20 protein-coding genes and 3 tRNA genes are annotated in these 25,751 nt (G+C 57.5%); 15 read left to right on the top strand and 8 right to left on the bottom strand.

The annotated features are described in order from the left end of the window. Window positions 1–203: 203 nt before the first annotated feature. From GQR90_RS15475 to eno, 3 genes are all read left to right on the top strand, one after another. Entirely contained in the window at window positions 204–1,844 is a 1,641-nt protein-coding gene (locus GQR90_RS15475) for a CTP synthase (protein WP_158774879.1), read from the top strand. 65 nt (window positions 1,845–1,909) lie between these two features. Continuing rightward, window positions 1,910–2,776, top strand: coding sequence for a 3-deoxy-8-phosphooctulonate synthase (gene kdsA, locus GQR90_RS15470; protein ID WP_158774878.1), 867 nt, complete (start codon window positions 1,910–1,912; stop codon window positions 2,774–2,776). A gap of 102 nt (window positions 2,777–2,878) precedes the next feature. Then, a complete protein-coding gene (gene eno, locus GQR90_RS15465) occupies window positions 2,879–4,168 on the top strand; it encodes a phosphopyruvate hydratase (RefSeq protein ID WP_158774877.1) in 1,290 nt (429 codons plus the stop codon). A gap of 1,179 nt (window positions 4,169–5,347) precedes the next feature. Here eno and fdxA read toward each other — a convergent pair. Together fdxA and mutS are read right to left on the bottom strand one after the other, a co-directional pair. After that, entirely contained in the window at window positions 5,348–5,671 is a 324-nt protein-coding gene (gene fdxA, locus GQR90_RS15460; protein ID WP_158774876.1) for a ferredoxin FdxA, read from the bottom strand. A 226-nt stretch (window positions 5,672–5,897) separates the two neighbouring features. Then, window positions 5,898–8,477, bottom strand: coding sequence for a DNA mismatch repair protein MutS (mutS, locus tag GQR90_RS15455; RefSeq protein WP_158774875.1), 2,580 nt, complete (start codon window positions 8,475–8,477; stop codon window positions 5,898–5,900). 194 nt (window positions 8,478–8,671) lie between these two features. Here mutS and GQR90_RS15450 point away from each other — a divergent pair, with 194 nt between their 5' ends. From GQR90_RS15450 to GQR90_RS15410, 9 genes are all read left to right on the top strand, one after another. Continuing rightward, the gene (locus GQR90_RS15450; RefSeq protein ID WP_442778527.1) at window positions 8,672–9,229 is read left to right on the top strand and encodes a CinA family protein; all 558 of its coding nucleotides are present in this window, start codon (window positions 8,672–8,674) and stop codon (window positions 9,227–9,229) included. A gap of 257 nt (window positions 9,230–9,486) precedes the next feature. Next, window positions 9,487–10,548, top strand: a complete 1,062-nt coding sequence (gene recA / locus GQR90_RS15445) for a recombinase RecA (protein WP_158774874.1) — start codon at window positions 9,487–9,489, stop codon at window positions 10,546–10,548. Between the two features lie 224 nt (window positions 10,549–10,772). Continuing rightward, window positions 10,773–11,399, top strand: coding sequence for a regulatory protein RecX (locus GQR90_RS15440; protein ID WP_233266346.1), 627 nt, complete (start codon window positions 10,773–10,775; stop codon window positions 11,397–11,399). Between the two features lie 297 nt (window positions 11,400–11,696). Next, complete coding sequence (alaS, locus tag GQR90_RS15435) at window positions 11,697–14,300, top strand: alanine--tRNA ligase (RefSeq protein WP_158774873.1); 2,604 nt, start codon at window positions 11,697–11,699, stop codon at window positions 14,298–14,300. Between the two features lie 109 nt (window positions 14,301–14,409). Next, window positions 14,410–15,657 (top strand): aspartate kinase, encoded by a 1,248-nt coding sequence (locus tag GQR90_RS15430; RefSeq protein WP_158774872.1) that lies wholly within the window; start codon window positions 14,410–14,412, stop codon window positions 15,655–15,657. Window positions 15,658–16,026: 369 nt separating this feature from the next. After that, on the top strand, window positions 16,027–16,218 hold the full coding sequence (gene csrA / locus GQR90_RS15425; RefSeq protein WP_158774871.1) for a carbon storage regulator CsrA: 192 nt from the start codon (window positions 16,027–16,029) through the stop codon (window positions 16,216–16,218). A gap of 443 nt (window positions 16,219–16,661) precedes the next feature. Next, window positions 16,662–16,754: transfer RNA gene (locus GQR90_RS15420), tRNA-Ser, on the top strand. Between the two features lie 22 nt (window positions 16,755–16,776). Beyond that, window positions 16,777–16,853 (top strand) — tRNA-Arg (locus GQR90_RS15415). Between the two features lie 68 nt (window positions 16,854–16,921). Next, a tRNA-Arg gene (locus tag GQR90_RS15410) sits at window positions 16,922–16,998 on the top strand. Window positions 16,999–17,271: 273 nt separating this feature from the next. Here the strand turns inward: GQR90_RS15410 and GQR90_RS15405 are convergent. Beyond that, the gene (locus tag GQR90_RS15405; RefSeq protein WP_158775598.1) at window positions 17,272–18,306 is read right to left on the bottom strand and encodes a tRNA dihydrouridine synthase; all 1,035 of its coding nucleotides are present in this window, start codon (window positions 18,304–18,306) and stop codon (window positions 17,272–17,274) included. Window positions 18,307–18,570: 264 nt separating this feature from the next. Here GQR90_RS15405 and GQR90_RS15400 point away from each other — a divergent pair, with 264 nt between their 5' ends. The 3 genes from GQR90_RS15400 to GQR90_RS15390 all read left to right on the top strand — a co-directional run bounded on the left by GQR90_RS15400 (window position 18,571) and on the right by GQR90_RS15390 (window position 22,206). After that, window positions 18,571–18,834, top strand: coding sequence for an OadG family protein (locus GQR90_RS15400; RefSeq protein WP_158774870.1), 264 nt, complete (start codon window positions 18,571–18,573; stop codon window positions 18,832–18,834). A 164-nt stretch (window positions 18,835–18,998) separates the two neighbouring features. Further along, complete coding sequence (oadA, locus tag GQR90_RS15395) at window positions 18,999–20,816, top strand: sodium-extruding oxaloacetate decarboxylase subunit alpha (RefSeq protein ID WP_158774869.1); 1,818 nt, start codon at window positions 18,999–19,001, stop codon at window positions 20,814–20,816. A gap of 70 nt (window positions 20,817–20,886) precedes the next feature. Continuing rightward, on the top strand, window positions 20,887–22,206 hold the full coding sequence (locus tag GQR90_RS15390) for a sodium ion-translocating decarboxylase subunit beta (protein WP_158774868.1): 1,320 nt from the start codon (window positions 20,887–20,889) through the stop codon (window positions 22,204–22,206). A 105-nt stretch (window positions 22,207–22,311) separates the two neighbouring features. Here GQR90_RS15390 and GQR90_RS15385 read toward each other — a convergent pair whose 3' ends face one another. From GQR90_RS15385 to GQR90_RS15365, 5 genes are all read right to left on the bottom strand, one after another. Further along, the gene (locus GQR90_RS15385; RefSeq protein ID WP_158774867.1) at window positions 22,312–23,433 is read right to left on the bottom strand and encodes a metal-dependent hydrolase; all 1,122 of its coding nucleotides are present in this window, start codon (window positions 23,431–23,433) and stop codon (window positions 22,312–22,314) included. A 65-nt stretch (window positions 23,434–23,498) separates the two neighbouring features. Further along, window positions 23,499–24,083 carry a DNA-3-methyladenine glycosylase I gene (locus tag GQR90_RS15380; protein ID WP_158774866.1) on the bottom strand — a complete coding sequence of 195 codons (585 nt, stop codon included), beginning with the start codon at window positions 24,081–24,083 and terminating at the stop codon, window positions 23,499–23,501. Further along, a complete protein-coding gene (locus GQR90_RS15375) occupies window positions 24,083–24,487 on the bottom strand; it encodes a DoxX family protein (RefSeq protein WP_158774865.1) in 405 nt (134 codons plus the stop codon). Before GQR90_RS15375 ends, GQR90_RS15380 begins: the two co-directional genes overlap by 1 nt. A gap of 45 nt (window positions 24,488–24,532) precedes the next feature. Further along, complete coding sequence (locus GQR90_RS15370; RefSeq protein ID WP_199269440.1) at window positions 24,533–25,009, bottom strand: GNAT family N-acetyltransferase; 477 nt, start codon at window positions 25,007–25,009, stop codon at window positions 24,533–24,535. Between the two features lie 26 nt (window positions 25,010–25,035). Further along, a complete protein-coding gene (locus GQR90_RS15365) occupies window positions 25,036–25,641 on the bottom strand; it encodes a glutathione S-transferase family protein (protein WP_158774864.1) in 606 nt (201 codons plus the stop codon). Between the last annotated feature and the right edge of the window lie 110 nt (window positions 25,642–25,751).

Here is a 25,751-nt window from a genome sequence, read left to right as displayed (position 1 = left end):
ATCTTGAGTCTGGTGCGTGAAGACTGCTATCAGGCCCGCCATGGCGGGCCTGATGCATCTCTTGACCCTGCGAGAAAGGTCATGATGTGGCATGCTGAATGGGCAATCAAATTGAGCCGGCGGTTCCTTTCCGCTAGACTGGCGACCCATCCTGATCCGTTCCCCCGGATCTCTCCTACAGCTCACGTTTTCGGCAGGTTTCCATGACACGATTTATCTTCGTGACGGGCGGCGTTGTGTCCTCGCTTGGCAAGGGCATTGCTTCCGCTTCGCTGGCGGCTATTCTCGAGGCCCGTGGCCTCAAGGTCACCATTCTTAAGCTGGATCCGTACATCAACGTCGATCCGGGCACCATGAGCCCGTTCCAGCACGGCGAAGTCTTTGTCACCGAGGATGGCGCGGAAACAGACTTGGACCTTGGTCACTATGAGCGTTTCATCCGCTCGCGTATGACCCAGAGCAACAACTTCACTGCGGGTCGTGTCTATGAGCACGTGCTGCGTAAAGAACGCCGTGGTGACTATCTCGGTGGAACCGTGCAGGTCATTCCGCACATCACCGATGAGATCAAGCGTCGTGTGTTCGCTGGCGGCGAAGGTTATGACGTGGCACTGGTCGAGATTGGTGGCACCGTCGGTGATATCGAATCCCTGCCGTTCCTCGAAGCCATTCGCCAGATGCGTGCCCAGTTGGGTGCCGAACGCGCCATCTTCATGCACCTGACATTGGTGCCGTACATCAAGACGGCAGGTGAGACCAAGACCAAGCCGACCCAGCACAGCGTCAAGGAGCTGCGCTCCATCGGTATCCAGCCGGATATCCTGATCTGCCGCAGTGAGGTGGAGATTGAGGAAAGTGAGCGTCGCAAGATCTCATTGTTCACCAACGTCGAAGAGCGTGCTGTCGTGTCGCTGCAGGATGCCGACACCATCTACCGAATTCCGTTGATGCTGCACGAAGCCGGCCTTGATCAGATCGTCTGCGACAAGTTCCGCCTGGAGGCCAAAGAGGCCGACATGTCCGAGTGGATCGCGGTGCTCGACGCCAAGCTCAACCCGCTCAAGACCATCAACATCGCGATGGTCGGCAAGTACATGGAGCTGCTCGACGCTTACAAGTCACTGAACGAGGCGCTGATTCATGCCGGTATTCAGGGGCGCGTGAAGGTCAACGTCGACTTCATCGATTCTGAAGAGATTGAGCGCAACGGTACTGATCGTCTGGTGGGTAAAGATGCAGTGCTGGTGCCGGGCGGCTTCGGTGAGCGTGGCGTGGAAGGCAAGATTGCCACTGCGCGTTTCGCCCGTGAGAACAAGGTGCCGTATCTGGGTATCTGTCTGGGCATGCAGGTGGCGGTCATCGAATTTGCGCGCAACGTCGCAGGTTGGAGCGATGCCAACTCCACCGAATTTACCCACGATACCCAACACCCGGTGGTGGGTCTGATCACTGAATGGCTGACGCCGGAAGGCAAGATCGAGACTCGCGATGCGGCGTCTGATATGGGCGGTACCATGCGTCTGGGTGGTCAGGCATGTCGTCTACTCAATGGCTCCAAGGCACACCAGGCATACGGTAGTGACGAGATCATCGAACGCCATCGTCACCGCTATGAAGTCAACGACCAGTTCGTGTCGGCGCTGGAAGAGAAGGGTCTTATCTTCTCAGGTCGCAGTGTTGATAACTCGCTGGTCGAGATGGTTGAGCTGCCGGATCATCCGTGGTTCGTGGCCTGTCAGTTCCATCCGGAGTTCACCTCCACGCCGCGTGATGGCCACCCGCTGTTCACTGGTTTCGTGAACGCGGCGCTGAATCATAAGGCCGCACGTACTCGCGGCGAGTGATCGATCCATCAGGATGCGTGGGCCAATGTCTGCGCGCCCTGAGGTAACTTCAGGAAGGAAGGTCGATGAGCAACGAGTCGATGATTAATGAGCAGCGCGTGATCGAGTTTGCGGGTCTCAAGGTTGCCAATGACCGTCCGATGACGCTGTTCGGCGGCATGAATGTACTGGAATCCCGCGAACTCGCGCTCGAAGTGGCCGAGCAATATGTCGAGGTGACCACTCGCCTTGGCATGCCTTATGTCTTCAAGGCCAGCTTTGACAAGGCCAATCGCAGCTCCATGCACTCCTACCGCGGGCCGGGTATGGAGAAGGGTCTCGAGATTCTGGCGGAGATCAAGTCACGCTTTGGCGTGCCGATCATCACAGATGTGCACGCGCCGGAGCAGGCAGCAGCCGTCGCAGAAGTGGCTGATGTCATTCAGCTGCCAGCCTTCCTCGCGCGTCAGACCGACCTGGTCGTCGCCATGGCGCGCACCGGTGCAGTGATCAATATCAAGAAACCGCAGTTTCTGGCGCCCCATGAAATGCGCCATATCGTCGCCAAGTGTGGTGAGGCGGGCAATGACCGAATTCTGCTCTGCGAGCGTGGCTCCAGCTTCGGGTACAACAACCTGGTGGTCGACATGCTCGGCATGGCTGAGATGAAGGAGACTGGCTTGCCGGTCTTGTTTGATGTCACTCACTCATTGCAGCGTCCGGGTGGGCGTGCGGATTCAGCTGGCGGTCGACGAGAACAGGTCTTTGATCTGGCGCGCTCTGGTGTGGCGCTGGGACTGGCAGGTCTGTTTCTTGAGGCACATCCAGATCCGGACAATGCCAAGTGTGACGGACCTTGCGCACTGCCGCTTGATCAGCTCGAACCCTTTCTGCGCCAGCTGCAATCGCTGGATGCATTGGTGAAGGGCTTCGCGCCGCTGGATATTCGCTAAGGATGACTATGGGCCGTTCACACTGTGTGAACGGCCTTTTTGCACAATGGGCAAGATGCCCGTCGTGGTGTTTCAATCCCCCCGTGTAGAGGACGACACAAGATGGCTAATATCGTCGAAATCCGCGCCCTTGAGGTGCTCGATTCCCGTGGTAACCCGACCGTGCAGGCCGAGGTTGTGCTTGAAGGCGGCCAGCGCGCGAGTGCCTGTGCGCCCTCCGGTGCCTCCACTGGTTCGCGTGAAGCGCTGGAGTTGCGTGATGGCGACAAGAGCCGCTATCTGGGCAAGGGCGTTCTAAAAGCAGTCGCAGCCGTCAACGGCCCGATTCGTGAGCGCCTGGTCGGCATGGATGCGTTGGACCAGCGTGCACTGGACGATGCCATGCTGGCGCTGGATGGCACCGAGAACAAGGAATCGCTGGGTGCCAATGCAATCCTCGCTGTCTCTCTGGCGGCAGCCAAGGCGGCTGCACAGGCCAAGGGTATCGAGCTTTACGCCCATATCGCAGAGCTCTTCGGTCAGCCGGGCAAGTACTCCATGCCGGTGCCGATGATGAACATCATCAATGGCGGTGAGCATGCCGACAACAACGTCGACATCCAGGAATTCATGGTTCAGCCGGTTGGCGCGCCAAACTTCCGTGAAGCACTGCGCACCGGTGCCGAGATATTCCACGCGCTCAAGAAAGTGCTGCAAACCCGTGGCCTGAGCACGGCAGTGGGTGATGAAGGTGGCTTTGCCCCCAACCTGGCATCCAACGCTGAGGCGCTGGCGGTTATCAAGCAGGCCGTCAGCGATGCTGGCTATGCACTAGGTACTGACGTGACGTTGGCGTTGGATTGTGCGTCTTCCGAGTTCTACAAGGACGGTCAGTACAACCTGTCGGGCGAGGGCAAGTCCTTCGACGCCCAAGGCTTTGTCGACTATCTGGCGGGCCTCGCTGAGGAATATCCGATCGTCTCCATCGAAGACGGTATGGACGAGTCTGACTGGGCCGGTTGGAAGGCGCTGACTGACAAGTTGGGTGATAAGGTGCAGTTGGTAGGCGACGATCTGTTCGTGACCAATACCCGTATCCTCAAGCGTGGCATCGATGAAGGCATCGGGAACTCCATCCTGATCAAGTTCAACCAGATCGGCTCGTTGTCCGAGACCCTGGATGCCATCAAGATGGCACAAGATGCCGGCTTCACTGCGGTCATCTCTCACCGTAGCGGCGAGACGGAAGACACCACCATCGCGGATCTTGCCGTGGGTACCTGTGCTGGGCAGATAAAGACTGGTTCTCTTTGCCGCTCCGATCGTGTCGCCAAGTACAACCGCCTGCTGGTGATCGAGCAGCAGCTGGGTGATGTGGCATACAATGGTCTGAAAGAGATCAAGGGCCAGTAAGTCACGCTATCGAGAGTGCTGCCTGGCTTTTGGTAGTGCTTTAGCCATCGCTCCACAACGGGGCCGTGCCCAAAAGGCACGGCCCCGTTTGTATTTCACGCACTATCGCCGCTGCAGTGCTCTTCTGCAGTGTGAGAAGTTCACTGGATGACTGGTCATATTGTGTAAGCCTTTTCCTACAAATGGCGAAGGATAATCAATACAACTACTGACGGCAGCTTACGAATACGAACGTGTGTTTTTATTCAAACCACTGATTTAAAATAGTTTTATACGGATATTATGTTAATTAGCGTTTAGCATTTTAGCTAGTTGGTGCAGTTGCCACGCGAACCATAGCTGACCAGAATAGCGTCATGGCTTTGAGGGTGCGGCGGGACACCGCAGTCTCGGCAGGATGCAAACGGGATGGGCAGCAAGTGCAAGGTTTTCAGCCGGACAGGATTTCTGGCTCTACTGAACAGGATGTTCAGTGAAAAGGACTCGGCAAGGACGTCGAAAGCAGAATATCTGCATGTCCATCATGTCTAAGGAGCAGGCATGACGGAGCCAAGGATCAGGTATGGTAGGACATGGCACCGGAGAGAGTGCCAGGACCAGGACGGTCCACCGCGACAGGGAACGTCGAGAGCGAGTCATTTTGAATCGAATCGCTCGGATATGCAGCAGGACGCTCGCCTTCACAGGAGTGACGGATGACGGGACATCATCCGTGTCAGGGCAGACGAGGCAGTCAGCAGCAGCTTGGCGGCAGGACGCCGCGACAGGGATTTGTCAGATCATGGAGTGTCATGAGGCTGTTAGCTGAAGCAGGACATGGAGCAGCATCGGCAGGATGCCGGGCAATGCATGTGTACTACAGCAGGGCAGGCAAGATAGTGGCATCGGGTGTTGTGGTGGGACAGCTGCGAAAGCAGTGCCACAACACCCACCATGCGTGAAAGTGCGCTCCGAGTGACAGGATGTTGCGAAGGGCAGGGACAGCACTCAGGAATACGATCCAGGATGGATCGACAGGGACACGCTTGGAGCGGGCGACCTTACGGGGTCGCCCTTTTTTGTGCCTGAAATTTCATGGCGAGGCCAGATGCAGGAACGGCTGCCGCGCTTGTCAGCGCGGCAGCCGTTCCTGGTATTGCGGTCAGCCTCTGGTCAGGGCAGATGCTGATGTTCCAGATGCTACTGTTCCAGATATTCCAGCTTGCCGTCGACACCGTCCCACTTCTCGGCTTCCGCCATGGCATCTTTCTTCTCGCTGATATTTGGCCACACTTCGGCCAGATCAGCATTGAGCTCGATGAATTCCTTCTGATTCTCCGGCACTTCGTCTTCAGAGAAGATGGCTTCGGCTGGGCATTCCGGCTCACACAGCGCACAGTCGATGCACTCGTCCGGGTTGATCACCAGGAAGTTAGGGCCTTCGTAAAAGCAATCTACGGGGCAAACTTCCACGCAATCAGTGTATTTGCAGCGAATGCAGTTCTCGGTGACGATGAATGCCATGCAGATCTCCTGACGCGGGTCGGCGTCGCTATCGTGGGTCGTTGTCCAGGCGCCGACCATGTACCGTCTGGGCGGAATCATGGTTCAGGTTATAAGCGGCGCATGCGTTATAAGGCGCTATTCTAGTAGCGCTCTGCCGCCCTCGCAATCTGCTCAGGCGGATCGTTTTGGAATGGTGCTATGCCCAGAGGGTACTGTCGAGTATTTGTACTGCTTCGCCAGGCACTTACTTGGCCTGTCGCCATTCGTAGATAAGCTCCAGTGCACGTTTGGGGCTCAGGTCATCAGGGTCAAGGTTATCCAGTGCTTCGATGACGGGATGCGGCGGGGCAGCAAATAAATCGTTCTGTTGTGGCACCGGCTGGCCTTGCGCATCTTGTCGTGAGACAGGCGGACGATCGACTTCCTGTTGCTCAAGACTGGTGAGTTTCTCTCTCGCCCGACGAATCACGCTTTGTGGTACACCCGCCAACTGCGCGACCTGCAAACCGTAGCTCTGGCTGGCAGGGCCTTCTTCGACGCGGTGCATGAAGACGATGCCGTCACCATGTTCAGCAGCGGTCAGATGGACATTGACGACGCCATCTGCGTGCTCGGGGAGCGCCGTCATCTCGAAATAGTGAGTGGCGAATAGGGTGAAGGCCCGCGCGCGCGCGAGATGCTCGGCGCTTGCCCATGCCAGCGAAAGGCCATCAAACGTCGAGGTGCCACGGCCGATCTCATCCATCAACACCAGGCTCTCGTCGGTGGCGTTGTGCAGAATGCTGGCGGTCTCGGTCATCTCGACCATGAAGGTAGAGCGGCCGCCGGCCAGGTCATCCGAGGACCCGATGCGCGTGAAGATGCGATCCAGCGGGCCAATGGCAGCACGAGTCGCTGGCACGAAGCTGCCGGTATGGGCCAATAACGCAATCAGTGCCGTTTGACGCATGTAAGTCGATTTACCGCCCATGTTGGGGCCGGTGATGACTAGCATGCGACGTGCATCATCGAAGCGCACATCATTGGGCACGAAGGGGTGGTCGCTGACATGTTCCACGACTGGGTGGCGTCCGCCCTCGATATTAATTCCCGGTGTCTCGATAAGCTGTGGACGGACGAAGTCCAGCGCTGTCGCACGATCGGCGAAGGCGTTGAGGACATCTAGCGAGGCAAGGGCACGAGCGGTTTGCTGTAGACCATCAAGTTCGGTGTTCAGGTCGTCCAGCAGGTGTTCATAGAGTAGCTTCTCACGCGCCAGTGACTTGGACTTGGCAGATAGTGCCTTGTCTTCGAACTCCTTGAGCTCAGGGATGATGAAGCGCTCGGCATTCTTGAGTGTCTGGCGTCGGATGTAGTCGACTGGTGCTTGGGCTGACTGGGAGCGCGGCAGCTCGATGAAGTAACCGTGCACACGGTTATAGCCAACCTTGAGATTGCTGATGCCCGTACGTTCACGCTCTCGGGTTTCCATCGCTATCAGATACTGGCCGGCGTTTTCGGAAAGACCACGATACTCGTCAAGTTCGTCATCAAAGCCATCCGCGATGACGCCGCCGTCGCGAAGCACCACGGGCGGGTTTTCGACTATTGCCTCACTGAGCATGGCGGATAGCGCAGGGAAAAGGCGGATCGCTTCGCGTAGATCATCGATAGCGCTGCCCTTTCCGATGCTGGCAAGCACTGCGCGTAGCTCTGGTAGTGCATTGAGGCCATCGCGCAGGCGTGCCATGTCACGTGGGCGGGCGCTGCGCAGCGCGACACGCGCCAGGATGCGTTCCACATCGCCGATGCGCTTGAGCAGGCTTTGCAGCTCCAGAGGGTAATCGCCATCCATCAGTCGCTGAACGGCTGCCTGACGAAGTCCAACTTGCTCCTGATCGCGTAGCGGACGATTCAGCCAGCGCTTGAGCAGACGTGACCCCATCGCTGTAGAAGTCACATCTAGAACGCTGGCGAGTGTGTTCTCGCTACCGCCGCCAAGATTGGTGTCAATCTCGAGGTTGCGACGACTGGCGGCATCGATGACGACAGAGTCATCGCGACTTTCCACGCTCAGGGCGGTTACGTGTGGCAGGCCGGTACGCTGAGTATCGCGAGCGTAGTCGAGCAGAGCACCGGCCGCGGTAACGGCACGTGTCAGGTGGCTGCAACCAAATCCATTGAGATCCTGCACGCCGAATTGATCACACAGCAGACGTAGCGCTGTTTCATGATCAAAGTGCCAGTCGCTTTGGCGTGTCAGGCCGGGGCGTGAGGTGAGGCTCGCGGGGAGTGTGCGGTTCTCGCCCACCATTATCTCGGCAGGTGATAGGCGCTGGATTTCTGCCATTAGCTCGTCATCACCCTCTACCTCCAGCACGCTGAAGCGTCCGGAGGAAAGCTCAAGCGCGGCCAGACCCCAGCTATCGCCATCACGATGCAGTGCTACCAACAAGTTATCGCGGCTGGCATCCAGAAGTGCCTCATCATGTAGGGTGCCCGGGGTGACGATACGAACGACCTTGCGCTCCACGGGGCCTTTACTGGTTGCGGGATCACCAATCTGCTCGCAGATGGCGACGGATTCGCCCATTTTTACCAGTCGTGCCAAGTAGCCCTCGGCACTGTGGTAGGGCACGCCAGCCATCGGGATCGGGGCGCCATTGGAGCTACCGCGTGCCGTCAGAGTGATATCCAACAGGTGAGATGCACGCTTGGCATCGTCATGGAACAGCTCATAAAAATCGCCCATACGATAGAACAGCAGCACGCCGGGGTGCTCGCGCTTGATCTTCATGTACTGCGTCATCATTGGCGTCATCTGCGGGGCGCTGTTCTTGGCCATGGCCATGGACTTCCTTGACTGCACTGCAACGGTGAAAGAGGCACACTGCTCAAAAGACATGCTGGAAAGTGGCATGCTGGAGCGAGGCATACTGGATGCCCCAATATTCTACGGACTGGTGTGTCTGGCTCCAATGCCGGTGACGCGCCATCCACGACACTCACACTATTTACCAGCCAATCGGGGAGCCAACCGTGCACGAACCATCTGGCGTCACGTCTGAGATATCCTCCGTCAGTGCATCCTGCAGTCCCTCTACCAGTGCATCCATCAGTGAGTTGGCCGAGCATCTGCAAGAGTTGGCGTTATCTAAGGGACTGCAGGTCACGACTGCCGAGTCCTGTACTGGCGGCGGGGTGAGCTGTGCGATTACCGCCATTGCAGGCAGCTCCGGATATTTCGAATCGGGCTACGTAACCTACTCCAACGCTGCCAAGCAGCGCTTGCTAGGGGTTAGTGAGGCGTCGTTGACGCGTTATGGCGCTGTCTCTGAAATGGTGGTCTGCGAGATGATCCGCGGTGCCTGTCGTGATAGCGGGGCAGACTTGGGTGTCGCGATCAGCGGAGTGGCAGGGCCTGGCGGTGGTAGCGAGGAGAAGCCAGTGGGCACTGTGTGGCTGGCATGGGGTAGTGAAGCTACACAACGAGCTGAGCATTATCACTTTGCTGGTGATCGTGAAACGGTAAGGAATGCGGCCGTGCGCGTTGCTCTGCAGGGCTTGATCCAACGAGTGCAGGCAATGCAAGACTAAGCGTTGAGGCTCCTGTCTGAAAAAGCGCATCACTGGACTGGCAGAGTGACGCAACTTGCGGCATCATACTGTCCATGTATACAGGGTTTTGCTGCGATGCTGGATCCACTAGGCTGGCAGCGATTGCATCACTCGCATGCTTCCATGCTGTCACTTCAGCACCGAGAGCACTGTATTTCAGAATCCGTATTGTAGATTCAGTATTTCCTCATTCCAGGTGGCTGCCCGTGTGGCACCGCCGTCCGACAGGAGGCCACATGGCACAGGACGACAATCGCACCAAGGCGCTGAACGCGGCGCTATCCCAGATCGAACGTCAGTTCGGCAAGGGCGCCGTCATGCGCATGGGCGATACCCCGCGTGTGACCATGCCGTCTATTTCTACTGGCTCGTTGGGGTTGGATGTTGCGCTCGGTATCGGGGGTCTCCCACTCGGACGCGTAGTGGAAATCTACGGGCCGGAGTCTTCGGGCAAGACGACCCTGACGCTTTCGGTCATCGCTCAGGCGCAGAAGCAGGGTAAAGTCTGCGCCTTCATCGATGCTGAGCACGCACTGGATCCGTCCTATGCAGAGAAGTTGGGCGTCAATCTGGACGATATGCTGGTCTCTCAGCCGGATACCGGTGAGCAGGCGCTAGAGATCGTCGACATGCTGGTACGCTCCGGTGGTGTTGACGTTATCATCATCGACTCGGTTGCAGCACTGACGCCGCGCGCTGAAATTGAAGGCGAGATGGGGGATTCTCACGTTGGTTTGCAGGCACGCCTGATGTCTCAGGCGCTACGCAAGGTCACAGGTCACATCAAGAACGCCAATTGCATGGTTGTGTTCATCAACCAGATCCGCATGAAGATCGGTGTGATGTTCGGTAGCCCCGAAACCACGACGGGTGGTAATGCCCTGAAGTTCTACGCAAGCGTACGTTTGGATATCCGTCGTACAGGTTCCGTGAAGTCCGGCGATGAAGTCACCGGTAACGAAACTCGCGTCAAGGTCGTCAAGAACAAGGTCGCACCGCCGTTCCGTCAGGCCGAGTTCCAGATCCTCTACGGAAAAGGCATCTATCATGCCGGTGAGGTGATTGATCTGGGCGTGCAGTGTGGCTTGGTAGGCAAGGCGGGTGCCTGGTATAGCTATAAAGGCAGCAAGATTGGTCAGGGTAAGGCTAATTCTGCCCAGTACCTGGAAGACAATCCTGCGGTGATGGAAGAAATTGAAGCACAGATTCGCGCTCAGTTGCTGGCACCGCCGGAGGCAAAGGAAGAGCCGGCCAAGGCTGCTGCTGTGCCGGGTGAAGATGACCTCGATCTCGACTGAGTACGTTTGACGAGCACGTGATAAGACGTGTTCTGACACGAAGGTGAGTCACTCGCCGGGCTACACACGTTACCCGTGCGATGCCATCCGTGCCATATCAGCGCCCGCCCCGTCCATCGGAGGCGGGCGCTGTGCTTTTCAGAGGAGCAATCAAGGTCCTGTCAGCCGACATCAGGTTCGCTCAAGCTGGGCGGATTTTCTCGCTAATCACTAGAGGTATGATCATGCACGACGATAGTGAAGATATGGCAGGCCCCGAGTATCAGCCGCTTGAATCAGGCGAGGCCAGCCCTTACCGGCGTGCCCGCAGTGACGCCATCGCTCGATTGGCGCGTCGGGAGCACAGTCGCCGCGAGCTATACGACTATCTAAAAGGCCGTGACTACCTCAAGCCGGCCAGCGAAATGCTTGCCCCAGAATCTGATGATGATGGCGAAGCGACGCCGGAGCTTGATGTAGAGCTACTGATTGATGATGTGCTCGAACGCATGGCAGCGGAGGGATTGCAGTCAGATACCCGTTTCGCGGCCAGCTTTCTACGAACTCGGGTGCTCAGAGGACAAGGTCCTAGGCGTATTCAGCAAGAGCTGCGCCAACGTGGTATCGATAACGAGACGCTGAATGCCGTGATGCGTGAAGCCTGTGACCCTACGCCGGATGTCTTTGGGCATGTAGACGTGGTGGACTTCTTTGAACTGGCCAGTGAAACACTGGCGCGACGCTTCTCGTCAGCCGGCGATGGGCAGAAAGAACGCGCAAGACGCGAACGTTTTCTCCTTCAGCGCGGCTTCGACTACGAGCAGCTTCGCTATGCGATGTCTGCTGCCTGGAGCGACGAAGGCGAAGAGTAGCCGCAAGCCTGGCAGGAGGTGCTGCTGTCAGTGGATTGCCGTGGACCAATTCTCAAATAAGATCTGCCGACGGCGCTTTGGAACGCGAAAACCAGCCCCTCAAGGTATTTACCCCCCTTTAGCTTGCGCGAACAGGCGTTATACTAGGTCGTCTTGCGACGGCACGGGGCAGGCGCCTTCTTTCATGCTTTTCATTGCACCTCCATGCATACCCACATGGATGAACATGCTGAAGCCATGTGGAAGTCATGCAGAAGACCCCCGGAGCGTCTTTACGCACATCGCTACGGAACCTCTATGAAAAGCGCAGAAATCAGAAACGCCTTCCTGACCTATTTCGAGAAGCAGGGTCATACCATCGTTCCTACCAGCTCGCTGGTACCGAACAATGACCCGACACTGTTGTTCACCAACGCTGGCATGGTGCCGTTCAAGGATGTCTTCCTTGGGCGTGATCCGCGCAGCTACACGCGTGCAACGTCTGCACAGCGCTGCGTACGTGCCGGCGGCAAGCACAATGATCTAGACAACGTTGGCTATACCGCACGTCACCACACCTTCTTCGAGATGATGGGTAACTTCAGTTTCGGTGACTATTTCAAGCGTGAAGCCATTCAGTTTGCCTGGAAATTCTTGACCGAAGAGCTCGGTCTGCCAAAAGAGAAGCTGTGGGTCACCGTGCACGTCAGCGATGACGAAGCCCGTGACATCTGGTTCAATGAAGTCGGTATCGACCAGACGCGTTTCTCGCGCCTGGACGAAGACAACTTCTGGCAGATGGGTGATACCGGACCGTGTGGTCCGTCTTCCGAGATCTTCTATGATCACGGCGAAGACGTTGCCGGTGGCCCGCCGGGCAGTCCGGATGAAGATGGTGATCGCTACATCGAGATCTGGAATCTGGTCTTCATGCAGTTCGATCGTGACGCTGCTGGCAACCTCAACCCATTGCCCAAGCCGTCCATCGATACCGGCATGGGTCTGGAGCGTGTCGCTGCCGTGATGCAGGGTGTGCACTCCAACTACGAGATTGATCTGTTCCAGAATCTTCTGGCAGCCGCTGCCGAGATCATCGGTCACGATAATATCGCCACACCGTCGCTGCGTGTGGTGGCTGACCACATCCGTTCCTGCTCCTTCCTGATTGCTGATGGCGTGCTGCCATCCAATGAAGGGCGTGGTTACGTACTGCGTCGCATCATTCGTCGGGCGGTGCGTCATGGCCACAAGCTGGGTGCGCGTGGCAGCTTCTTCCACAAGCTGGTCGCAGCGCTGGACGCCGAGATGGGCGATGCCTACCCGGAACTGCGTGCCGCGCGTGCGCAGATCGAGCGCGTGCTACTCAAGGAAGAAGAGCAGTTCGCTCGTACCCTGGAGCACGGCATGAAGCTGCTCGAAGAAGCCATCGCCGCTCTTGAGGGCAACACCCTCGACGGCGATACCATCTTCAAGCTTTACGATACCTACGGCTTTCCGTATGACCTGACTGCCGATATCTGCCGCGAGCGCGAGCTCAAGCTGGATGAAGCCGGTTTCCATGCAGCTCTCGAAGCACAGCGCGAGCGTGCGCGTGCCGCGAGCAACTTCGGTGGCGATTACTCTGCCAACCTGGAGCTTGAGGGCGAGACAGCTTTTACCGGTTACGATCAGTTGGACGGTGAAGCCACAGTCACGGCCCTGTTCGATAATGAAGGCAATGCCGTCGAGCAGCTCGCCGCAGACGCCAAGGGTATCGTGGTACTCGATACGACGCCGTTCTATGGCGAGTCAGGCGGACAGGCGGGTGATACCGGTTATCTGCATCTTGACGCTGGTCGCTTCCAGGTCAGTGATACTCAGAAGCAGACAGGCCATCATCTGCATCACGGTGTGCTGGTTGAAGGCGGGCTCAAGGTGGGTGATGCGGTACGTCCGCAGGTCGATTCCGAGCTACGTGCCGCCTCCGTGCGCAATCACTCTGCCACTCACCTGCTGCACGAAGCACTCCGTCTGGTGTTGGGTGAGCATGTTCAGCAGAAAGGTTCACTGGTGACGGCCGAGCGTCTGCGCTTTGACTTCAGTCACTTTGAAGCAATGACTGCAGAGCAGTTGGCAGAGGTTGAGCGCATCGTCAACGCCCAGATTCTGGCCAACGCTGCAACACAGATCGAGTTCATGACGCTGGACGAAGCCAAGGCATGTGGTGCAGCGGCGTTGTTCGATGCCAAGTACGGCGAAGAGGTTCGCGTTCTTACCATTGGTGCTGACGCCTTCTCTATCGAATTGTGTGGTGGGACTCACGTCCAGCGCACGGGTGATATCGGTCAGATGCATATCGTCGCTGAAACCGGTATTGCGGCTGGCGTGCGTCGTATTGAAGCCATCACTGGCCGAGCGGCGCGAGATTTCCTGCTGGAACAGGAAGCCCGCTTGACTCGTCTCGGTGACCGTCTCAAGGCCAAACCGGAGCAGGTCGAAGAGCGTGTGACTAGCCTGCTGGAGCGCAATCGCGGCCTCGAGAAAGAGCTCGAGCGCCTCAAGGCCAAGCTGGCCTCTGCATCCGCCAGTGACATGCTCGGCGATATCGCTGATGTTCAAGGTCTCAAGGTGTTGGCCAAGCAGGTCGAAGGTGTCTCCGGCAAGGAGTTGCGTGGCCTGATGGATGACCTGAAATCCAAACTGGGCTCCGGTATTCTGGTGTTAGGCGTAGCTGATGGTGACAAGGTCAGCCTGATCGCGGGTGTCACCGATGATTTGACCTCTCGTATCAAGGCGGGTGACCTGGTGCGTCACGTCGCTGAGCAAGTCGGCGGTAAGGGGGGCGGACGTGCTGACATGGCGCAGGCCGGCGGTAGTGATGCCGTTTCGCTGCCAGGTGCGCTGGCCGGCGTGCCGGCGTGGGTAGATGCTCAGCTGGGCTAACGTAACAAGATGAAGGCCGGGCTTCTTACGAGGAGACCCGGCCTCTTTTTTGGGCTCGCATGTAGATCATGTGAGGCAACGCAAACGGACACGGAAAACGGAAACGCACATGGCGCTATACGTTCAAAAATTCGGAGGCACCTCGGTCGGCTCAGTTGAGCGCATCAAGGCCGTCGCCGAGAAGGTCAAGCGGTTCCGCGATGAAGGACATCAGATAGTCGTGGTTGTCTCCGCCATGAGCGGCGAGACCAATCGACTGATCGGTCTCGCCAGCGAGATCAATGATGATCCGACGCCGCGCGAAATGGACATGCTGGTCTCCACTGGTGAGCAGGTGACAATTTCCCTGCTGGCGATGGCGCTGCAAAAGATTGGCGTCAGCGCGACCTCATATACCGGTGCCCAGGTCGGTATTCGTACCGACAGCGCCCATACCAAGGCGCGTATTCAGCATATCGATACCGATGACCTGCGTGCGGACCTCGATGCTGGCAAGGTCGTCGTCGTGGCGGGCTTCCAGGGTGTTGATGGTGATGGCAACATCACGACACTTGGTCGTGGTGGCTCGGATACGACCGGTGTCGCTCTGGCAGCAGCACTCAAGGCCGATGAGTGTCAGATCTATACTGATGTGGATGGTGTTTATACGACTGATCCGCGCGTGTGTTCCAAGGCTCGCCGTCTAGAAACGGTGACCGTCGAAGAAATGCTGGAAATGGCGAGCCTGGGCTCCAAGATTCTGCAGATTCGTGCGGTAGAGTTCGCCGGCAAGTACAACGTTCCCCTGCGTGTCCTGTCCTCCTTCGAGGACGGCCCGGGTACCCTGATCGTCGCTGAGGAAGAAGACAACATGGAAGAACCGCTGATCTCTGGCATCGCCTTCAACGTCAATGAAGCCAAGCTGACGCTGCTCAACACACCGGATATTCCGGGTGTTGCCTCGAAGATTCTAGGTCCGATTGCCGATTCCAACATCGAAATCGATATGATCGTCCAGAACGTTTCTCCGGACGGCAATACGACTGACTTCTCCTTTACTGTCGCCAAGAGCGACTTCAAGGCGACTCAGCGCATTTTGACCGAGATCGTCATTCCGTCCGTTGGCGGTGGAGAACTGCGTGCGGATGACAACATCGCCAAGGTCTCACTGGTAGGAGTTGGCATGCGCTCTCACGCGGGCGTGGCATCCAAGATGTTCCGCGTATTGGCGGAAGAGGGCATCAACATCCGGATGGTCTCTACCTCTGAAATCAAGATTTCTGTCTTGATCGACGAGAAGTTCATGGAGCTGGCAGTACGCTCTCTGCACACTGCCTTTGGCCTGGATGCAGAGGCTGTCAGCGACGAAATGGCTTGATCTTGTCGTCTGACACCTCGTGTGGTGTTCGAGGGTTTTTTATAAAAACCATTATTATCAATGTGTTATTAATTTTTAATTGAAATGATGGCTGACTGAGCCCGAGAACATTATTCGCGCATCAGTTAATCGAGTGAATGCCGCCCGATTCGTCAGTCTTTTCTCCTCGGGGGATAAGTGATGGATCGGGCGCTTTCATTCAACGAGCTTATCGGTTGTGATAAGAGGGTGGCATTGGCCGTCGGCGCGTGCATCACGCATAATCCGAACCTCACGCTTCATGCTTAACGGCGCTCGGCATGTCCCGTCGTTCGCCGCCATATCCCGTTGTAGTCCAAGCCGTATGAATTACTGACAAGGAGATCAGTCATGCTCATCCTGACCCGTAGAGTGGGTGAAACGCTGATGATTGGTGATGACATCACCGTCACCGTTCTAGGTGTGAAAGGTAATCAGGTGCGTATCGGTGTGAACGCCCCCAAGGAAGTTGCCGTTCATCGCGAAGAGATCTACCAGCGTATTCAGCGCGAAAAAGAAGATAATGGTGACGCTATCGCCTGAATGCGTAATGCACCTGAGAACTGTACAAGTCACACGCAGTGCAAACATGAACGCCAGCCATTTTGTCCCCATGGCTGGCGTTCATGTTTTGTCCCCTGGCGGTCATTGAGCGCCGAGCACGATGTCGTGACAGTCCCTGAATGCCATTCTTGATGGCAGCTAGCCTCAAGTCAGTGTTCCATAAGGGAAAAAGATAACTTTTTTCTCACGAAGGGGAAGACAGACGTCTTTTGGTCGGGTAATATGCTCGCTCCCTCGAACGAGACACGACGACAGGCAAGCCATCGTCTTGGTTTGGTTCATGCGGGGAGATTGCCCAGGCGCGCGCAGCCCTGAGCCTGCTGTTGATTTGGTCTGAGATGTCTAACATTGAAGCCAAAAAATAGACGCAGAGGCTAGACAAAGCCTAATCAAATGAGTAAGATATGCGCCGTACCTGATGCGGAGAGGTGGCCGAGTGGCTGAAGGCGCTCCCCTGCTAAGGGAGTATAGGGTTTATAGCCCTATCGAGGGTTCGAATCCCTCTCTCTCCACCATTAGGTACAAATGCAGTAAGATGCGCCCTTAGCTCAGCTGGATAGAGTACCTGACTACGAATCAGGCGGTCGGAGGTTCGAATCCTCCAGGGCGCACCACTGCACCATGCAAGAGAAAGTCCTGTTGAATCTCGTGAGAGACTCAGGCCACAAGTTTACAGGTTTATGCGCCCTTAGCTCAGCTGGATAGAGTACCTGACTACGAATCAGGCGGTCGGAGGTTCGAATCCTCCAGGGCGCACCAATTGAAAAACCCGTCTCATCGAGACGGGTTTTTCTTTGTCTGAAAGAAAAACATATTGCTCAGAACACCCTTCCCTTAGATAGAGCGGCCTACGGAGGTCGCGTCTTTTTAGCGGTTCGTGCGATATATGATGGCTGTCTGCTTGCTCGACTGTAATGTCGCTCACCTCCATGTGGGCGGATAATTGTCATGGGCGTCCTTTTCGCGAAGGGCGCCTTTTTTGTGGCTACATCAGTTAGGTGATGCAGAGGAGAGAGCAGAGAGGCGCACTCATCAAGCAAGCGTGGTTTCAGGTTGTGGTGCTGATGCCAGTTCTGGCATGTGTGTAACGGAAGTCAGCAGGCTAGGTGGCAGTGTCAACGCTGTACCGGCGACAAGGCCTGAGAAGAACTCTGCGCGTCCTTTATGACGCTTGATGGCCTGGAAGCGCATTTCGGCCTCAGCGTTATTGCTCTGGCGCATCATGTTCATCCACTGCTTGAGTAGCGGCACCATGACCTTATCCGGGAGATGTGAGCAGCGTTCGGCATGTGCCAGCAGTACCTGGGCGCGCTGTGTCCAGTCCGTCTCCGGCAGCAGTTCGCCAGTGGCCTGCCAATGCTTGATCCGTGCGGCAAGGAAGGGGTCTGCCAATGCAGCGCGGCCCAGCATCACATCGCGACAACCAGAGAGGGAGCGGGCACGCCAGTAACAGTGCATGTCCCAGATATCGCCGTTGGCCACCACGGGGATGGTGAGTTCTGACTGTATCTTGCCTATCCATTCCCAGTGCGCGGGGGGGCGATAGCCTTCCTGCTTGGTGCGGCCATGCACGACCAGCTGAGTGGCGCCGCCCGCCTGAGCCGCTTGAGCGCAGGCAAGTGCAAGGCGGCGGTCATTGAAGCCAAGGCGAATCTTGGCCGTCACCGGCACACCACTGCCCTTGAGAGCATCACGCACACCTTCTACCGCGCGGAAGACGCGATCTGGTGAGCGCAGTAATGCTGCGCCGCCATCGTGTCGATTGACGGTCTTGGCAGGACAGCCGAAATTGATGTCGACACTTGGCGCGCCCATGCGCGCCGCGACGCTGGCATTGATGCCCAGTGCAGCAGGATCAGCGCCCAGCAGTTGCAAGGCAACCGGCGTGTCGTGCCGAGTGCGAGCGGTATAAGTCGGCGACGCCTCATTTAACTCTGGGCAGATACGCTTGAAGACTCGTGGCGGCAGCTTGACGTGGGTCACGCGCACAAACTCCGTGACGCACCAATCATAGCCACCAAGGCCGGTGAGGCATTCGCGCGTGATGTCATCAATTACGCCTTCCATCGGCGCGATGCCGATGCGGCCGGCCCGCGCCAGGGCTTGTGAGGTCAACGATGGTGTCATTGCAATTGCCGTGGAATCAGGCACTTTAGAGCGACCAACAAGCGTTTGATGCTTTTGCATGAGCGCACCGACAGGGACTGCCGGCGGATAGCTGTGTCCGTCTTGTATCATCTGCTGATGGTACGTACGGCCTGTTAGAAACGTACGGCAAGGCCGCTTGTTCACAAGGCAGCTCGACAATAAGACAGAATCGAGGACACTGGCATGCAAGAGAATGATCTGCTCGGTGAAGGCTTGAACCTGATGGTGTTCGGGATGGGGTTCGTGTTCGTGTTTCTGAGTCTGCTGGTAGTCGCGATGATGGCGATGGCCAAGTTGGTGGACCGCTTTGCACCTGAGCCACCCGCCATTGCGCCGCGTCGTGCCGCCAATGCTTCTGGTGTGCCGGCGACTGCGGACGATGGCGAGCTGACGGCAGTCATGACTGCCGCGATCCATCGCTTCCGTCAGGACCACAACAGACATTAATGATCTACTCGGATTCCAGCTGACGAGCCTGGCGATTCTATCATGGGCTGATCAGCGGGGCAGGCATTGTCCCTTGCCCATCCTATTGCGTGTTATGTCGGTGATTGCTGTCATGCCGCGACGGCAGAATTTGATATTTACATTAAAAGAACAAGGGATCACTCATGGAAAAGCAACCGCTGGGCATCACGGATGTGGTACTGCGCGACGCGCATCAGTCATTGTTGGCCACGCGCATGCGTCTCGATGACATGCTGCCGATTGCCGCCAAACTGGATGACATCGGCTTCTGGTCTCTGGAGAGCTGGGGGGGCGCCACCTTTGACGCCTGCATCCGCTATCTGGGAGAAGATCCCTGGGCGCGTATTCGCGCGCTGAAGGAGGCAATGCCGAAGACTCAGCAACAGATGTTGCTACGGGCACAGAACCTGCTCGGCTATCGTCACTATGCCGATGATGTGGTGGATGCCTTTGTTGCGCGTGCAGCGACCAGCGGCGTTGATGTATTCCGTGTCTTCGATGCCATGAATGATCCGCGTAATCTGGAGCGTCCGCTGAAGGCGGTGCTGGATCAAGGCAAGCATGCTCAAGGCACTATCTCTTATACCGTAAGTCCCGTGCATACACTCGAAATGTGGGTCGAGCTGGCACAGAAGATCGAGGCCATGGGCGCCCAGTCGCTGGCGATCAAGGACATGGCTGGTCTACTGACGCCCTATACTGCCTTTGAGCTGGTATCTCGCCTCAAGGCGAGCCTATCGATCCCGATTCACATGCAGTGTCATGCCACCACGGGGCTTTCCACCGCAACCGCGCTCAAGGCCATTGAAGCTGGCATCGACAACGTCGATACCTCCATCTCTTCCATGTCGATGACCTACGGCCACAGCCCGACAGAGTCGGTGGTGGCGATGCTGGCGGGAACCGAGCGTGATACCGGTCTGGATCTCGAAAAGCTTGAGGATATCGCGGCTTACTTCCGTGAGGTGCGCAAGAAGTACGCCGCCTTCGAAGGCAGCTTGCGTGGGATCGACTCGCGCATTCTGGTCGCGCAGGTGCCCGGTGGCATGCTCACCAACATGGAAAGCCAGCTCAAGGAGCAGGGCGCCGGTGACAAGCTGGACGCCGTGCTCGCCGAGATTCCGCGTGTGCGCAAGGATCTGGGCTATATCCCACTGGTCACGCCAACTTCACAGATCGTCGGTACCCAGTCGGTGATGAACGTGATGATGGGCGAGCGTTACAAGTCGATCTCCAAGGAAGTGCAGGCACTGCTCAAGGGTGAATATGGCGCTGCCCCGGCGCCCTTTGATAATGAACTGCAGGCACGCGTGCTGGAAGGCGGCGAACCGATCACCTGTCGCCCCGCCGACAATCTGGCGTCTGAGATGGATCGCCTGCGAGCTGAGCTCAAGGACAAGGCCCGCGAAGAGGGCATTTCTCTGGAGAGCGGCGAGCGCGAGACTGATGACGTGCTGACGTATGCGCTGTTCCCCCAGATCGGCCTCAAGTTCCTGCGTAATCGCGGTAACCCGGACGCCTTCGAGCCGGCGCCGCAGGCCGTGGATGAGAAAGCCGCTGCTGGCAAGGCTGTCAGTGCACCTGCTGCCACCAGTGCTGCCGTCGCACCACTCAGTGGCCCGCAGACCTACACGCTCAGCGTCAACGGCAAGCAGTATGTGGTCGAGGTCGCTGAGGGCGGGGACATCACCCAGGTGCAGGCCAGTGCATCAGCAGCTGTGCCAGCCGCCCCCGTCGCACAGGCATCTTCAGGTGAACCGATCAATGCACCGCTGGCGGGCAATATCTTCAAGGTCAACGTCAAGGTCGGGGACAGTGTGGCCGAAGGGGATGTGATCATCATTCTCGAAGCCATGAAGATGGAAACCGAAATCCGCGCCCATCAGGCCGGTACCGTCTCTGCGGTACAGGTCAAGGAAGGCGACAGTGTCAGTGTCGGCGACGTCCTGATCACCCTGTAAGTTGGTGCGTCCGGTCGGCAGTGACACGTAGCAGGCCGGATCATGAGGTTCCTCTTCAAGGCGACACGACATGGACAAGATACTCAACCTCTGGCATGGATCGGGGCTCTATAACATGAGTTTCGGCCAGCTGGCGATGATCGTCATCGGGCTGCTGCTGCTGTTCCTGGCGATCCGCAAGAACTTCGAACCCTTGCTGTTGGTGCCGATTGGCTTCGGCGGCATCCTGGCCAATATTCCTGAGGCCGGACTGGCCCTGTCGGCTGCCGAGCAGGCGGCGCATCTGGGCAAGCCTGAGCTGCTCAGTGCGATGGCTCAGGCGCTCAACGTCAATATCTCAAGTCTGCCGCTGGAAGAGGCTCGCCACGTCGTTGAGCAGGCCTTGCACGGCGAAGTGCCGATGGTGCTCAAGCAACTGGCCAGTAACATGGCGCTGGATGCCGGCTTCAATAATGGCATGCTCTATAGTTTCTATAATGTCTCGATCGCTTCCGGTATCGCGCCACTGGTGATCTTCATGGGAGTGGGCGCGATGACGGACTTCGGCCCGCTGCTCGCTAACCCCAAGACACTGTTCCTTGGTGCGGCAGCGCAGTTCGGTATCTTTGCGACGCTGCTGGGGGCTGTCGCGCTGACTTCGGTGGGCGTGATGGACTTCAGCCTGCAACAATCGGCCGCCATTGGCATCATCGGCGGGGCCGACGGGCCGACATCCATCTATGTAGCGAGCTTGTTGGCGCCTGAGTTGCTGGGTGCGATTGCCGTCGCGTCATACTCCTACATGGCGCTGGTGCCGATGATTCAGCCGCCGATCATGCGTGCGCTGACCACGCCCAAGGAGCGCAGCCTTGTCATGACCCAGCTGCGTCCGGTATCGAAGACCGAGAAAGTCCTGTTCCCGTTGGTGCTGCTGATTCTGGTCGCGATGCTGTTACCAGATGCTGCGCCTCTATTGGGCATGTTCTGTTTCGGGAATCTGATGCGCGAATGTGGTGTGGTGGAGCGTCTGTCGGATACCGCTCAGAACGCCCTGATCAACATCACCACCATTTTCCTTGGGCTGTCGGTCGGTTCCAAGCTGCAGGCTGACAAGTTCCTCGCGGTCGAGACACTGGGGATCCTGGCGCTTGGCGTCGTCGCCTTCGGGATCGGTACCGCCTGTGGCGTCTTGATGGCCAAGCTGATGAACAAGATATCGAAGACCCCGATCAATCCGTTGATCGGCTCGGCAGGCGTCTCGGCGGTGCCGATGGCGGCGCGAGTCTCCAACAAGGTCGGGCTTGAGTACAATCCGCACAACTTCCTGCTGATGCATGCCATGGGTCCTAACGTGGCGGGTGTCATCGGATCGGCGGTCGCGGCAGGCGTGATGATCAAGTATCTAGGCTAATAGCCAACGAGAGCTTCATCACGCTAGATAAGACAACGCCCACCATGGCTGACCATGGTGGGCGTTGTCTTATCTAGCGGTCAGCGACGGCCGGACTTGGTCGGCTCAGCCGCTGGTTGCAGGCTGTTTCTCGATGTCTTCGGTGACGGACGCCGCACGACTGCGGTGTTGCATGCGTGTTTCGGGATCACGAATGGACTGCCACAAGGCGAGCAGTGCTGCGCGATCGACACGCTGGCTTGGCAGACGCTGACTAGCATCGAGCGCCTGCCATTTACCAGCGTGTGTCTGGCGGGCCAGCGCAAAGCGGAAGACATGATAATCCGGCGAGCCAAGGCGTATATCTGTCACTGCGAGCAGCATTTCGCCGTGTGCGTTCATCTCGCGAGAAGTACGCAGATACGGCGCGGCAAACCAGCGCAGACGCTGGCCATCCTCAAGTGTGCGCAATGCATCATCGAGCGCCGGCTGGCGGGGATAATCACGACGCGCGAGATGCATCAGTTGCTCATCTGAATCCAGTACGCCTACCTGCCATTCGTGATCGGCCTCCGGCGTGGCGACAGTGACTCGCCACAGCAGGCTATTGAAAGGAGTAGGTTGAATGAGTCGTGGCGCGTCTTTTAGCCCCTGACTTGCCAACACCGGTGTCATGCGCATGTCGATCCAACTCTTGGCCGCCAGCCCCCAGCCCAGATAAAGACTCGACAGCACCAGACCTACGCTCAGAAGGTGTCCCGCTCGGCCACGAATTGCCGCCCACACAGCGGTAATCAATAGCGGTAGGGTATAAAGCGGATCGATGATGAATACGCTGGCGAGGCTGATTGGTCGGCTGGGCCATGGCCACAGCAATTGGGTGCCATAGGTCGTGAAGGCATCCAGCAGCGGATGCGTGACGAGACACAGGGCGCAGTATGCGATAAGCCGACCACTACCCAGCGATGACAACCGCGGCAGCTTCGAGAGTCCCCAGCCGAGGACGAGCCCCAGCAGGCTCAACACGATCAATGAGTGGCTGAAACCACGATGATGGGTGTAGTTGGCCACGGCGTCGCCGTAGTTGATCAATACATCGAGATCGGGAACCGTACCGAGTATTGCGCCGCCGAGCAGAGCGTAGCGTATTGCGGCGCCTCGGCGTGCGGTAGGCATGCGTCGGATGGCGGGCGCCATCACTGCACCACCGACGGCTGCTCCAAGGCAGATCTGGGTAAGGGAATCCATGCTCGGCTACCTGCGCGAAGTGGGGAGTGTCGAGGGAAGGTGTCGGGGGGAGCCGTCGAATTGCATCAGATGCCAGCCTGTATCACTGCCATCGCTCCCGGTTCGGCCCAGCGTGGCTTGGCGGCCAGCACGTGTGCCTGCACCGGGCAGTCATCACGATGACAGCCGGGCAGGTAGCCGCAGCTCATCAACAGCTCGTTGACGATTTCCGGGCCGGTAAAGCGGAAGGTCTTCTTGAAGAGTGTTATCCACTGCGGCAATGGTTGTGGATGATGGGTATCCAGCCAGCCAAGGAAGCTGCCATGCGATTCCTTGAGCTGCATGACCACGCCAGCATTATGGATCACGGCATTGACCTTGAGTCGGTTGCGGATGATACCGGCATTGCTCAGCAATCGTGCGCGATCATCGTCATCATAGGTGGCGATGCGGGCGATGTCGTATTCCTCGAATGCCTCGCGAAAGGCCTCACGCTTCTTGAGTACCGTCAGCCACGAAAGTCCCGCCTGATTGATCTCCAGCACGAAACGCTCGAACAGCACGCGATCATCACTGACCGGAAAGCCGTACTCGTGATCGTGATACGGCCCATGAAACGGGTGATTCGGGGCATTCTCGCAATAGGTACTGGCAGTGACGATATCAGCCATCAGTCCTCCTGCACCGCAAAGCGGCCACTGCCAAGGAAGACGACGGCCAGGCCTGTCGCGAGATAGAAGCCCTGCAGTTCCAGTCCCCAGCCACCGGAGGGCGACAGGCTGATCAGCTGACCCATATGCGCCACAGCAAACGCGAACAGCATGTTACCGACCACGATAAGCCCCGCCACGCGTGACTGGTAGCCGAGCACCAGCATGATCGGTGCGATGATTTCGCCAATATAGACGCCATAGGCCACCACGCCAGGGATGCCCATACCTTCCAGCTGCTGAGCGATCCAGCTCAAGGTTCCCCCATCGCCCAATAGCTTCGATAGGCCATGAAACAGCAGTAGCACACCTAGAGTCAGGCGCAGGATCAGCTTGCCAAGGTCATCGTTTTCAAGAAATTGCACGTCAGAGCTCCTTGCTCAGCAGATAGTATTTTGCAAAGGCGGTATTCAGGCGTTGAGGTCATCCACCAGCAGACGTGAGAAGCGTACGATCTCGGCGTTACGGTTTGACCAGCCAAGCCGCTCCCAGAAGCGATGCGCCTGATGATTATCGTGAAGGGTATCAAGATGCACCTTGTCGATACCTTCCTGTGCCAGCGCATCAAGACACCGCTCGACTAGCGTACGGGCGATCCCCTTTCCGCGCATGTCAGAAGCTGTCATGACATGTTGCAGATAGCCGCGCTTGCCATCATGACCGGACATGGCACAGCCCACCAATCGTACGTCAGAGAAAGCCAGATGGCTCATGCCTGGGTTGCGGATCAGATAGCGCTCGACCGCGGCGTATTCGTCTGCCTTGCGGATGACTACGCCTGGTGTGGCCTCCATCATGGTCATGAAGGCGGAATGATCGGCGGGTGTCATGGCGCGATAGGTGACGGGATGCATCAATAGGCCTGTCATTGGTGGAGGACTGAGCATGAGTGTTCGATGAAGAAAAGAACGGGTCAGTCGAGTGGGATATCGAAGTGCCCCGGACGAGCGGCAACGCGAGCGAGCCAGGAACGTATGGCAGGATAGTCTTCAAGTGCGAAGCCGCCCTCGTTTGCCACATGGGTATAAGCATAAAGTGAAATATCAGCGATCGTGAATTGCTCTCCCACCAGCCAGTCATGATCCTTGAGGTGATGTTCCATCACGCGCAAGGCCCGTCGTCCCCCTTCCTGCTTGGCTTCATATTCGGCGAGACGTTCTTCCGGCAAGCCAAGATAGCGGTTGATGAAGCGTGCGGTGGCGATGAAGGGCTCGTGACTGTATTGCTCGAAGAACTGCCATTGGAGCACCTTGGCATGCAGAAAGGGGTCGCTTGGCAGGTAATCGCTGCCATCGGCGAGGTAATGCAGGATGGCATTGGACTCGGACAGTGTTTCACCGCGATGCAGTTCCAGCAGGGGAATCTTGCCGTTGACGTTACGGGTCAGAAACTCCGGCGTGCGGGTGTCACCGGCGAGAATGTCGACTTCGATGTAATGATGGTGACGTTCGAGAAGGTGCAGCAGCAGCTCGACCTTGTAGCAGTTACCGGAGCGGCGATCACCGTAGAGGGTCAGCATGGAAGGAGCGTCCTGTGCGAGCGTGGAATAGGCGTCTCGACAGTCTAGCGAACATCGCACGTGAAAACAGTGGTAATGCGAACAGTGTTCGATACGTGCGATGCAAGGAT

Source organism: Cobetia sp. L2A1, assembly GCF_009796845.1.
Taxonomy (GTDB): Bacteria; Pseudomonadota; Gammaproteobacteria; order Pseudomonadales; family Halomonadaceae; genus Cobetia.
The sequence above is the reverse complement of the archived record's forward strand: the minus strand, read 5'-3'. Positions and strand labels throughout refer to the sequence as shown.

Excerpts from the sequence above, each read along its gene's own strand:
- csrA (WP_158774871.1), top strand. The coding sequence starts at position 16,027 with ATGCTCATCCTGACCCGTAGAGTGGGTGAAACGCTGATGATTGGTGAT.
- fdxA (WP_158774876.1), bottom strand. The coding sequence starts at position 5,671 with ATGGCATTCATCGTCACCGAGAACTGCATTCGCTGCAAATACACTGAT.
- alaS (WP_158774873.1), top strand. The coding sequence starts at position 11,697 with ATGAAAAGCGCAGAAATCAGAAACGCCTTCCTGACCTATTTCGAGAAG.
- GQR90_RS15365 (WP_158774864.1), bottom strand. The coding sequence starts at position 25,641 with ATGCTGACCCTCTACGGTGATCGCCGCTCCGGTAACTGCTACAAGGTC.
- GQR90_RS15475 (WP_158774879.1), top strand. The coding sequence starts at position 204 with ATGACACGATTTATCTTCGTGACGGGCGGCGTTGTGTCCTCGCTTGGC.
- GQR90_RS15440 (WP_233266346.1), top strand. The coding sequence starts at position 10,773 with ATGCACGACGATAGTGAAGATATGGCAGGCCCCGAGTATCAGCCGCTT.
- GQR90_RS15405 (WP_158775598.1), bottom strand. The coding sequence starts at position 18,306 with ATGGAAGGCGTAATTGATGACATCACGCGCGAATGCCTCACCGGCCTT.
- GQR90_RS15400 (WP_158774870.1), top strand. The coding sequence starts at position 18,571 with ATGCAAGAGAATGATCTGCTCGGTGAAGGCTTGAACCTGATGGTGTTC.
- mutS (WP_158774875.1), bottom strand. The coding sequence starts at position 8,477 with ATGGCCAAGAACAGCGCCCCGCAGATGACGCCAATGATGACGCAGTAC.
- oadA (WP_158774869.1), top strand. The coding sequence starts at position 18,999 with ATGGAAAAGCAACCGCTGGGCATCACGGATGTGGTACTGCGCGACGCG.
- GQR90_RS15430 (WP_158774872.1), top strand. The coding sequence starts at position 14,410 with ATGGCGCTATACGTTCAAAAATTCGGAGGCACCTCGGTCGGCTCAGTT.
- recA (WP_158774874.1), top strand. The coding sequence starts at position 9,487 with ATGGCACAGGACGACAATCGCACCAAGGCGCTGAACGCGGCGCTATCC.
- GQR90_RS15390 (WP_158774868.1), top strand. The coding sequence starts at position 20,887 with ATGGACAAGATACTCAACCTCTGGCATGGATCGGGGCTCTATAACATG.
- kdsA (WP_158774878.1), top strand. The coding sequence starts at position 1,910 with ATGAGCAACGAGTCGATGATTAATGAGCAGCGCGTGATCGAGTTTGCG.
- GQR90_RS15385 (WP_158774867.1), bottom strand. The coding sequence starts at position 23,433 with ATGGATTCCCTTACCCAGATCTGCCTTGGAGCAGCCGTCGGTGGTGCA.
- GQR90_RS15370 (WP_199269440.1), bottom strand. The coding sequence starts at position 25,009 with ATGCTCAGTCCTCCACCAATGACAGGCCTATTGATGCATCCCGTCACC.
- GQR90_RS15380 (WP_158774866.1), bottom strand. The coding sequence starts at position 24,083 with ATGGCTGATATCGTCACTGCCAGTACCTATTGCGAGAATGCCCCGAAT.
- eno (WP_158774877.1), top strand. The coding sequence starts at position 2,879 with ATGGCTAATATCGTCGAAATCCGCGCCCTTGAGGTGCTCGATTCCCGT.